Origin of the sequence: Asanoa siamensis, assembly GCF_016862555.1 — a bacterium.
GTDB lineage: Bacteria > Actinomycetota > Actinomycetes > Mycobacteriales > Micromonosporaceae > Asanoa > Asanoa siamensis.
This window is the reverse complement of record NZ_BONE01000015.1, coordinates 52171-61628: the sequence shown is the minus strand read 5'-3', so window position 1 is coordinate 61628 and position 9458 is coordinate 52171. Positions and strand designations below refer to the sequence as shown.

The window sequence follows — 9458 nt, the reverse complement described above, 5'->3', positions numbered from 1 at the left end:
GCGCCGCCGGCCCCGCCGGTCAGCTCGGCGCCGCCGGCCCCGCCGGTCAGTTCGGCGCCGCCGGCGCCGGTCGTGGCGGACGGGTCGACGGCGCCCGTCTTCAGCGTGCCCCCGGCCACCGCCGATAGCGCTCCTCCGCCGCCTGCTGGTGAGCCCGGGCCGACCACGCCCTTCCGGGCGCCCGCCGGTGGGCCGTCCGCGCCGCTCGGGCCTCGGCCTCCGACCATGGCCGGCCAGGCCGGCCAGCCGACGGTTCCGCTGCCGCCGGCCTCCCCCGCGCCGACGGCCCCGTTGCCGCCGGCGCCAGGTGACCGACGTGGCGGGACCCCGACCTTCACCCCCGGCTCGGCACCCGTCTACCCGAGTGCGCCCCCGCCCACCGGCAGCCCGGTCGGCTATCCGTCTAGCGCCCCGCCCGGCTACTCCACCGACACCCCTCCCGCCGGCGGAGCGCACCACCAGAGCTACCCCAAGACGTCGCCGCTCCCGCCCGGAGTGGCCGATCCCTACCAGCCGGCCGGCGCCCCCAGCCCGTACGCCCGCCCGGCGGGCATGCCGCCCGACGCACCGTTCGCTCCCCCGGACCCGACGGCCGCCGCGCCCAGCAGCCCCTACCGGCCAGCGACGGCCGCCGCGAGCGGCCCGTACAACCCCTACACCCCGCCACCCACCTCCGGCGGAGCTCCCTACAACCAGTACGGAGCGGCGGCGCCGTACAACCCGTACAACGCCGCCCCCAACTACGACCAGGCTCCCAAGCGCAAGCGGAGCAACGGCCCGATCATCGCCCTGGTCGTCGTGCTCGCCCTGCTCTTCTGCGGCGGCGTCGCCACCGCGGGCGTTCTGCTCGTCTCCCGCGGCGGCGACGACGACCCGGTGGTCACCCAGCCGACCAACCCGGCCCTGCCGGACCCGCAGGACGACCCGGGCCAGTCAGACCCGCGCCCGGACCCGACCTTCGAGCTGCCCGAAGGCCCGGAGTTCCCGACCGAGCTGCCGGGCCTCCCCGGGATCGCCGGCAAAACGATCGTCTACGAGATCACCGGCAGCGGCCGGGCGGACATCACCTACGTCGACGATCTGGCCGGGCAGTCCCGGCAGCTCAAGAACCAGCGCCTGCCGTGGAAGCACCAGTTCACCAGCACCTCCGGCTCGCTGCTGCTGACCGTCAGCGCCACCCGGTCCAATGGGGACAACGACGGCCTGGGCTGCCGGATCACCGTCGACGGCAAGGAGTCCGCGGCGGACGACGGCAGCCTCATCGGCGCCTTCTGCATCGGCACGATCTTCGACTGAGCGCGACCGTCACGCGGTGCGGCGGCGGAACAGCGCCGCCGCCCAGGCGAACGCGACCAGGGTGATCCCGCCGAACCAGAGCAGCGCGATCCACCAGCTCGACCCGATCGGCGTGCCCATCAGCAGGCCCCGGGTCGTCTCCACGATCGGTGTGATCGGCTGGTGCTCGGCGACGCCGCGCAGCCAGCTGGGCAGCGTGTCGACGGGCACGAACGCGCTGCTCACGTACGGCAGGAAGGTGATGGCGAAGGTCGCGCCACCGGCCGCGTCGACGCTGCGCACCAGCAGGCCGAGGCAGGCCGCGAGCCACGAGATCGACAGCATGAACAGCGCCAGGAACCCGGTCGCCGCGAACCAGTCACCGACCCCGGCCGCGGGACGCCAGCCGATCGCCAGACCCACGCCGACGACGATGACCATCGCGACGAGGTTGCGGGCGACGCTGGCGACCACGTGTCCGGTGAGGACGGCCGAGCCCACCACGGGCATCGACCGGACCCGGTCGACCATGCCGCTCACCATGTCGTGGGTGACGCTGACCGCGGTGGTCGAGGCCCCGAACCCGGCACACAGGATGATGATCCCGGGTACGACGTAGTTGACGTACTCGGTGCCGGAGTTGATCGCCCCGCCGAAGATGTAGACGAAGATCAGCATGAGCATGATCGGGAGGATGACCGCCATGAGCAGCGCCTCGACGTTGCGGGCGGAGATGCGCAGGCTGCGGCCGATCATCGCGAGCGAGTTGTCGACGGCCCAGTAGGCGCTGGTCATCGCGGGTTACCTCCGGTCAGGGCGAAGAAGACGTCGTCGAGGGTGGGCCGGTGGATGGCGACCTTGGCGACGGTCGCGCCGATCTTGTCCATCCGGTCGAGCAGCTCGCGCACCTCGGCCGCGGTGCCGTCGGTGGACACCGTCAGCGAGAGCTCGCCGAAGGCCGTGACCGCGGCGCCGAGGTCGAGCACGGCGGCGGCCCGGTCGGCCAACGACGCGAACTCGAGCTCCACGCGCTCCCCGCCGACCCGCACCTTGAGCTCGGCCGCGGTGCCGTCGGCCACGGCCACGCCGTGGTCGATCAGCATGATCCGGTCGGCGAGCTGGTCGGCCTCCTCCAGATACTGCGTGGTCAGGAAGATCGTCGAGCCGGCGTCGGCCAGCTCCCGGACGAACGTCCACATCTGCTGCCGGCTCCGCGGGTCGAGCCCGGTCGTCGGCTCGTCCAGGAAGATCACCGGCGGCTCGGTGACCAGGCTCATCGCGACGTCGAGCCGGCGCCGCATGCCACCCGAGTAGGTCTTGACCAGCTTGCGCCCGGCGTCGACGAGGTCGATCCGCTCCAGCAACTCGGTCGCCCGCCGCTTCGCCGCCGCCCGCCCGAGCCGGCGCAGCCGGCCGACCATGACCAGGTTCTCGTAGCCGGTCTGCAACTCGTCGACCGCCGCGTACTGCCCCGTCAGGCTGATCTTCTCGCGCACCGAGAAGGCGGCCGAGACCACGTCGTGCCCCGCCACCTCGGCCCGCCCCGCATCGGGCTGGACCAGCGTCGCGAGAATCCGGACGAGCGTGGTCTTGCCCGCCCCGTTGGGTCCGAGCAGGCCGAAGACCGTGCCGGCCGGCACGGTGAGATCGATGCCGGTCAGGACCCGCTGCTTGCCGTACGACTTCTCGATGCCATGGACCCGGATCGCGTCCACACGCCCCCCAAACTGTTTATGCCCTACACGATTTAGTTTAGGCTATACGCAGTTTTAGGATGAAGCAATGCCTGACCTGCCACCCGGAGTCGACGTGCTGTGGGGACGCCGCGAACCCGCCAAGCGCGGGCCGCGTCCCAACCTCAGCATCGAGCAGATCGTCGACGCCGCCATGGAGATCGCCACCGCCGAGGGGCTCGGGCCGCTCTCGATGAACCGGGTGGCCGAGAGACTCGGCAAGTCGGCGATGTCGCTCTACCGCTACGTCCGCAACAAGGACGAGTTGCTCCAGTTGATGATCGACATGAGCGCGCTCAAGCTGGCGCCGCCCGAGCCCGACGAGTCGCTCGGCTGGCGACCCAACCTGGAGCGCTGGGCGTACGACCTCGTCGGGCTCTACAAGACGCACGCGTGGGTGCTGCACGCTCCGATCGGTCCGACCCCACCGATCGGTCCCGGCCAGCTCACCTGGCTCGACCGGGCGCTGGCCTGCCTGCGGCCGACCCACCTGCCGAGCGAGGTCCGGATCGGCGTGGTGATGCTGCTGCTCACCTTCATCCGCGGCCAGGTCAAGATGACCCAGGACATCAACCAGGATCTCGTCGAACCCGCCGAGGGCCGGCCCACCTACGGTGAACTGATCCGCTCGGTGGTCGACAAGGACCGCCTGCCCGACCTGGCGGTGCTGGTCGACGAGGGGGTCTTCGACGGCCCCGACGCGGGAATCACCGACCAGGAGTTCGACCTTGAGGTCCGGTTCGGCTTCATGATGATTTTCGACGGCATCGAACGCCTGGTCGCCGCCTACGAGGAGGAGAAGTGACCGACCCGCTGGTCGCCCGGATGCGCCCGTTCGGCACCACCATCTTCGCCGAGATGTCGGCGCTCGCCGTGCGCACCGGGGCCGTCAACCTGGGTCAGGGCTTCCCGGACACCGACGGTCCACAGGAGATGCTCGACGCTGCCGCGGCCGCGATCCACGATGGACGCAACCAGTACCCGCCCGGGCCCGGCATTCCCGAGCTGCGGGCCGCGATCAGCGCCCACCAGAAGCGGTTCTGGGGTCTCGACTACGACCCGGACGGCGAGGTGCTGGTCACCGCGGGCGCGACCGAGGCGGTCGCCGCGGCGATCCTCGCGCTCTGCGAGCCCGGCGACGAGGTGGTCTGCTTCGAGCCCTATTACGACTCGTACGCGGCTTCGATCGCGCTCGCCGGTGCCGTGCGCCGGCCCGTGACGCTGCGCCCGGGCGCCGACGGCCGCTATGCCGTCGACCCCGACGAGCTGCGCGCCGCGTTCGGTCCGCGTACCCGAATGGTGTTGCTCAACTCCCCACACAACCCGACCGGCACGGTCTTCACGCGTGCAGAACTGGCCCTGGTCGCCGAGCTGTGCCAGGCGCACGACGTCTACGCGGTGACCGACGAGGTGTACGAGCACCTGGTGTTCACGGACGCCGCGACGCCACACGTGCCGCTGGCCACGCTGCCCGGCATGCGCGAGCGCACGCTGCGGATCTCCTCGGCGGGCAAGACCTTCTCGTGTACAGGCTGGAAGATCGGCTGGGCCAGCGGGCCACGGCCCCTGGTCTCGGCCGTCCTGCGAGTGAAGCAATTCCTGACGTTCGTCAACGGCTCGCCGTTCCAGCCGGCGGTCGCGCTGGCGCTGGGCCTGCCCGACGACTACTTCGACGGGTTCCGCGCCGGGCTGCAGGCGCAGCGCGACCTGCTCGTGGCGGGGCTGCGCGACGCCGGCTTCGGCGTGCTGGTGCCCGAGGGCACCTACTTCGTCACCGCCGACATCACCCCGCTCGGCGGCACCGACGGTGTCGAGTTCTGCCGGTCGCTGCCCGAACGCGCGGGCGTCGTGGCCGTGCCGACGCAGGTGTTCTACGACCACGAGGACGCCGGCCGCCGCCTGGTGCGGTTCGCGTTCTGCAAGCGGCCGGCGGTGCTCGAGGAGGCGGTCGCCCGCCTGCGGAAGAACTAGGTCTACGCGGCGGGCGAGGCGGCGCGGACGACGGCGGCGAGCCGCTCGGCCACGTCCTGGGCGGTCTCGGCCGTGGCGGCCTCGACCATCACCCGCACGAGCTGCTCGGTGCCGGACGGGCGGAGCAGCACCCGGCCGGTGTCGCCCAGCTCGGCCTCGGCGGCGGCCGCGGCCTCGAGCACGGTCGGCGCCTGCGCACCCGCGGTGCGGTCGCCGACCGGGACGTTGATCAGCACCTGCGGCAGCTTGGTGACCACCGACGCCAGCTCGGCCAGCGTCTTCCCGGTCGCCGCCAGTCGGGCCATCAGGTGCAGGCCGGCGAGCACGCCGTCACCCGTGGTCGCGTACGCCGGCATGATGATGTGACCGCTCTGCTCGCCACCCAGGGCCAGCCCCGAGGCGCGCAGCTCGTCGAGCACGTACCGGTCGCCGACCTTGGTCTCGACCAGGCGTACGCCCTCGTCGCGCATGGCCAGCTTGAGGCCGAGGTTGCTCATCACCGTGGTGACCATCGTGTCGCTGGTCAGCGTGCCGGCCTCGCGCATCGCCAGCGCGAGGATCGCCATGATCTGGTCGCCGTCGACGTCCTCGCCGGTTCCGGTGACCGCGAGGCACCGGTCGGCGTCGCCGTCGACCGCCAGGCCCAGGTCGGCGCCGTTGGCCAGCACCGCCTCGCGCACGGTGTCGAGGTGGGTGGAGCCGCAGCCGTCGTTGATGTTGAGGCCGTCCGGCTCGGCGTGGATGGCGATGACCTCGGCGCCCGCCTCGCGGTAGACCACGGGGGCGATGTCGGCGGCCGCGCCGTTCGCGCAGTCGACGACCACCTTGAGGCCGGCCAGCGGCTGGCTGATCGAGCCGACCAGGTGCTGCACGTAGTGGTCGGCGCCGTCGAGCAGGTCGTGCACCCGGCCGACGCCGGCGCCGGTCGGGCGGGTCCAGCCTGCGGTGCCGGCCTCGATCGCCCCCTCGATCCGGTGCTCGATGTCGTCGGGCAGCTTGTGGCCGCCGGCCGCGAAGATCTTGATGCCGTTGTCGGGCATCGGGTTGTGCGAGGCCGAGATCATGACGCCGAAGTCGGCCTTGGTCTCGGCGACCAGGTAGGCGACCGCGGGCGTCGGCAGCACACCAACCCGCACGACGTTGGCGCCCGCGCTGGTCAGGCCCGCGACGATGGCTGCCTCGAGCATCTCGCCGGACGCCCGGGGGTCACGGCCCACGACGGCCAGCGGCGGGTGGGACCGGTCCACTTCGGCGAGGGTACGGGCGGCCGCGACCGCCACGGCGAGCGCGAGCTCGGGGGTGAGGTCGGCGTTCGCCTTCCCGCGTACCCCGTCGGTGCCGAAGAGACGGCCCATGAAAGCCTCCGCTGTGGTTGGGGAGTGTCCAGTCCGGAAACGCCAACGGCCGGGCGGCCATCGCCCATAGGCGACGACACGTCCCGGCCGTGTGGTTAGTGGATCAACGCTTGGAGTACTGCGGAGCCTTACGGGCCTTCTTGAGGCCGTACTTCTTGCTTTCCTTGACCCGAGCGTCACGGGTGAGGAAGCCGGCCTTCTTGAGCGCCGGGCGGTCGTCGCCGTCGTTGACGATCAGCGCGCGGGCGATCGCCAGGCGCAGCGCGCCGGCCTGGCCGGTGATGCCACCGCCACGGAGGTTGGCGATGACGTCGAAGGCCTCGGCCTTCTCGGCGGTCACCAGCGGCTCGCGGATGAGCTGCTGGTGGACCTTGCTGGGGAAGTATTCCTCGAGCTCGCGCCCGTTGCAGGTGATCTTGCCGCTGCCCGGCACGATGCGCACCCGGACGATGGCTTCCTTGCGCCGGCCGACGGTCTGGATCGGGCGGTCACCGCGCGGGCCGCGGGCGGCGGGCGCCGGCGCCGGAGCGGTGGCCTCGGCAACGGCCTCGGCGACGGCGACCGGGGTGGGGGCGCTGATGTCGGTCATCTCAGTGGCTTCCTCGTCCGCGCTCACTGCGCGATCTGCTTGATCTCGAACGGCACCGGCTGCTGCGCGGAGTGCGGGTGCTCGGCACCGGCGTACACCTTCAGCTTCTTGATCAGCTGACGGCCGAGCTTGTTGTGCGGGAGCATGCCCTTGACGGCGAGCTCGATCGCGTGCTCGGGGCGCTTGGTCAGCAGCTCGTCGTAGCCGACCTGCTTGAGACCACCCGGGTAACCCGAGTGCCGGTAGGCGACCTTCGTCTGGCGCTTGTTGCCGGTCAGCGCGACCTTGCCAGCGTTGACGATCACCACGAAGTCACCGGTGTCGACGTGGGGGGCGAAGGTCGGCTTGTGCTTGCCGCGCAGCAAGGTGGCCGCGTGGGTGGCCAACCGGCCCAGCACGACGTCGGACGCGTCGATGATGTGCCACTGCCGCTGGATCTCACCCGGCTTCGGGCTGTACGTACGCACAGGTTTACCTTGTCTCGTCGTCGGTCTGGGGTCGTACGCCTAGAAAGACACGTCGCGCACAACAGCAGACAACAATACCTGCTGCGAGCAGGCAGGGTCAAAACGGGGTTGTGGCCGTGGCCGCTGAGGTTTCGCCCTGTCGTCCAGTGCGAGCCGAGACGGAGTCCAGACGTTGTCTGGTGGTGGCCCGAGATTGCACGGATACCGGTGTCGTATCCGGGTGATCTCGGGACTCCGCCAGACGGCGTCTGGGCCCGTCGCAGGCCGCGCTGGGCGGCAGGGCGAAACCTAGTCTACAGCTAGCCGATAGCCCCTCTTCACCACCGTCTGCACCACTCTAGGGATTCCCAGACCGGCTCTCAAGCGGGCTACCGCCATCTCCACCGCGTGCTCGTCGGCGCCGCGCGGCAGGGCGCGCAGCAGGGCCGTCCGGGAGAAGACCCGCCCCGGCTCCGCGGCCAGCGCCCGGAGCACCGCCATCGGTCCCGGCGCGAGCGGTCGCAGGGCGCCGTCGACCACCGCGGCGTGGCCCCGCAGGGTGAGGTCATGGCCCTTGATTCGCACGTCGACGGCCCGGGGCGGCAACTCCTTGATGATCGTCTGGGCCAGGGCGCCCAGCCGGGCCCGGCGCGGGGCGACCACCGGCACCCCGTGCCGGCGCAGCGGGGCCGCGGTGACCGGGCCCACGCAGGCGGCGAGCACGTCGGTGCGGAGGGCGGCGAGCAGGTCATCGGTACGCGGGCCGGCCGCCCGGAGCAGGGCGTTGACCGCGGGGGCGCTCGTGAAGGCGACGGCGTCCACCAGCCTGCCGGCGACCAGGTCGACCATGCGGTGCAGCGGGGCGGAGTCGAGCGGGGGCGCCCAGCGGTAGACCGGGATCTCGATCACCGTGGCGCCGGCCTCCTCCAGCGCGGCGGTCCACTCGGGTTGGCGTTCGCCGGGTAGCTGCATGGCCACCACCTGGCCCCGTACGCCCCGCTCGCGGAGATGGTCGATGACCTCGGCGTAGCTCTCCTCGACAAGGGGTCCGCCGCCACGGACCCGGGGATCCCTGGTTACCAGGTAAGCCTGGGCCAGCACGCCGCGCAGCGGCTCGGCCAGGCCCCAGGCGTCGGCGGCCTCCAGCCAGCCGCGGGTGCCGATCGAGGTGTTCGCCACGACGACGTCCGGCGGGCGGTCCAGGCAGGCGCGGGTGGCGGCGCGCAACGCGGTGTCGTCGGCCAGCGGGACGATGCGCAGGGCGGGCGCCAGCACGACCCGGGCGCCGCGGCGTTCCAGCAGCGTGCTCAGGGCGTCGCGGCCGCGGCCTTCCGAGGGTGTCACGCCGACCGTGAAACCGGTCAGCTCCGCCGACATCGGTCCGGTTGTCCGAGCCGACCGCTGGTACATGTGCCGAAGCGTGCCGGTGCCCCGTTTCGGCGTCGCGTCCCGTTTGTTTCGAAAGTGCTAAGAGCCGTGGGACGTCTCGTACGCCGTACCCTTGGTATGGTCTTTGGTATGACCGCCAAGGTGACTCTCTCGTTCTCCGACGAGACCATCGAAGAGGCCCGTCGGTTCGCGGCCCGCGACGGCTTGTCGCTCTCCGCGTGGATGGACCAGGCCGCGCGCGAGAAGGCGGTCCGCGAGGTGTTCACGGCGCACGCCGCGGTGGTCGGCCGGGCCGGTGCCGATCTCGAGGCGGCCGCGCTCGCCGACGAGCGCGAGGCCGCGATGGTCGACGAAGCCCTCTTCGGAGGCGACGGGCGTGCCGCGTAGGGGCGAGATCTGGCGCGTCGACGGCGCCCGTGAACGCCTCGGCCTGGTGATCAGCTCGGACCTCTACAACAGCACCGACGTGCCCATCGTGATCGTCGCCGAAGTGGTCGAGAACGACCTGTTGCGGGACTCACCCCTGGCCGTGCCGATGGGGTCCTATGTGGTCATGCCCGACCGGCTGTCGTCACCGATGAAGAAGTGGTTCACCGAGGTGGTCGACGTCGCCGACAGTGACACGATGTTCCGGGTCTCGCGCGCCCTGCGTATCCTGCAGAACCTCTGACACTGGGTAGTTATCCACAGTCTCCAATCG

At 71.5% G+C, this 9458-nt stretch carries 11 protein-coding genes; 5 read left to right on the top strand and 6 right to left on the bottom strand.

All coding sequences use genetic code 11. The features are described 5' to 3' along the window. Positions 1–225 precede the first annotated feature (225 nt). Entirely contained in the window at positions 226–1296 is a 1071-nt protein-coding gene (locus Asi02nite_RS12215; protein ID WP_203712605.1) for an MmpS family transport accessory protein, read from the top strand. 9 nt (positions 1297–1305) lie between these two features. On the opposite strand, the gene Asi02nite_RS12210 is transcribed toward Asi02nite_RS12215, so the two are convergent. Then, the gene (locus tag Asi02nite_RS12210) at positions 1306–2070 is read right to left on the bottom strand and encodes an ABC transporter permease (RefSeq protein WP_203712603.1); all 765 of its coding nucleotides are present in this window, start codon (positions 2068–2070) and stop codon (positions 1306–1308) included. Beyond that, complete coding sequence (locus Asi02nite_RS12205; RefSeq protein ID WP_203712601.1) at positions 2067–2990, bottom strand: ATP-binding cassette domain-containing protein; 924 nt, start codon at positions 2988–2990, stop codon at positions 2067–2069. The genes Asi02nite_RS12210 and Asi02nite_RS12205 overlap by 4 nt, the downstream gene beginning before the upstream one ends. Before the next feature lie 67 nt (positions 2991–3057). Between Asi02nite_RS12205 and Asi02nite_RS12200 the strand changes: the two genes are divergently transcribed. Together Asi02nite_RS12200 and Asi02nite_RS12195 are read left to right on the top strand one after the other, a co-directional pair. Then, positions 3058–3813, top strand: a complete 756-nt coding sequence (locus tag Asi02nite_RS12200) for a TetR/AcrR family transcriptional regulator (protein ID WP_203712599.1) — start codon at positions 3058–3060, stop codon at positions 3811–3813. Continuing rightward, entirely contained in the window at positions 3810–4979 is a 1170-nt protein-coding gene (locus Asi02nite_RS12195; RefSeq protein ID WP_275410314.1) for a pyridoxal phosphate-dependent aminotransferase, read from the top strand. Before Asi02nite_RS12200 ends, Asi02nite_RS12195 begins: the two co-directional genes overlap by 4 nt. A gap of 2 nt (positions 4980–4981) precedes the next feature. On the opposite strand, the gene glmM is transcribed toward Asi02nite_RS12195, so the two are convergent. From glmM to Asi02nite_RS12175, 4 genes are all read right to left on the bottom strand, one after another. Further along, positions 4982–6334, bottom strand: a complete 1353-nt coding sequence (gene glmM / locus Asi02nite_RS12190; protein WP_203712597.1) for a phosphoglucosamine mutase — start codon at positions 6332–6334, stop codon at positions 4982–4984. A 103-nt stretch (positions 6335–6437) separates the two neighbouring features. After that, positions 6438–6923 (bottom strand): 30S ribosomal protein S9, encoded by a 486-nt coding sequence (rpsI, locus tag Asi02nite_RS12185; RefSeq protein ID WP_203712595.1) that lies wholly within the window; start codon positions 6921–6923, stop codon positions 6438–6440. A gap of 23 nt (positions 6924–6946) precedes the next feature. Next, positions 6947–7390, bottom strand: a complete 444-nt coding sequence (rplM, locus tag Asi02nite_RS12180) for a 50S ribosomal protein L13 (RefSeq protein ID WP_203712593.1) — start codon at positions 7388–7390, stop codon at positions 6947–6949. A gap of 288 nt (positions 7391–7678) precedes the next feature. After that, positions 7679–8746 (bottom strand): uroporphyrinogen-III synthase, encoded by a 1068-nt coding sequence (locus Asi02nite_RS12175; RefSeq protein ID WP_203712591.1) that lies wholly within the window; start codon positions 8744–8746, stop codon positions 7679–7681. A gap of 141 nt (positions 8747–8887) precedes the next feature. Between Asi02nite_RS12175 and Asi02nite_RS12170 the strand changes: the two genes are divergently transcribed. Together Asi02nite_RS12170 and Asi02nite_RS12165 are read left to right on the top strand one after the other, a co-directional pair. Further along, positions 8888–9145, top strand: coding sequence for a hypothetical protein (locus tag Asi02nite_RS12170; protein WP_203712589.1), 258 nt, complete (start codon positions 8888–8890; stop codon positions 9143–9145). After that, positions 9135–9428: a type II toxin-antitoxin system PemK/MazF family toxin gene (locus tag Asi02nite_RS12165; RefSeq protein ID WP_203712587.1), complete on the top strand. Its 294-nt coding sequence runs from the start codon at positions 9135–9137 to the stop codon at positions 9426–9428. The genes Asi02nite_RS12170 and Asi02nite_RS12165 overlap by 11 nt, the downstream gene beginning before the upstream one ends. Positions 9429–9458 lie beyond the last annotated feature (30 nt).

Coding starts and splice junctions, on each gene's coding strand:
- Asi02nite_RS12175 (WP_203712591.1), bottom strand. CDS start 8,746: ATGTCGGCGGAGCTGACCGGTTTCACGGTCGGCGTGACACCCTCGGAA.
- rpsI (WP_203712595.1), bottom strand. CDS start 6,923: ATGACCGACATCAGCGCCCCCACCCCGGTCGCCGTCGCCGAGGCCGTT.
- Asi02nite_RS12200 (WP_203712599.1), top strand. CDS start 3,058: ATGCCTGACCTGCCACCCGGAGTCGACGTGCTGTGGGGACGCCGCGAA.
- Asi02nite_RS12210 (WP_203712603.1), bottom strand. CDS start 2,070: ATGACCAGCGCCTACTGGGCCGTCGACAACTCGCTCGCGATGATCGGC.
- glmM (WP_203712597.1), bottom strand. CDS start 6,334: ATGGGCCGTCTCTTCGGCACCGACGGGGTACGCGGGAAGGCGAACGCC.
- Asi02nite_RS12215 (WP_203712605.1), top strand. CDS start 226: ATGGCCGGCCAGGCCGGCCAGCCGACGGTTCCGCTGCCGCCGGCCTCC.
- Asi02nite_RS12170 (WP_203712589.1), top strand. CDS start 8,888: ATGACCGCCAAGGTGACTCTCTCGTTCTCCGACGAGACCATCGAAGAG.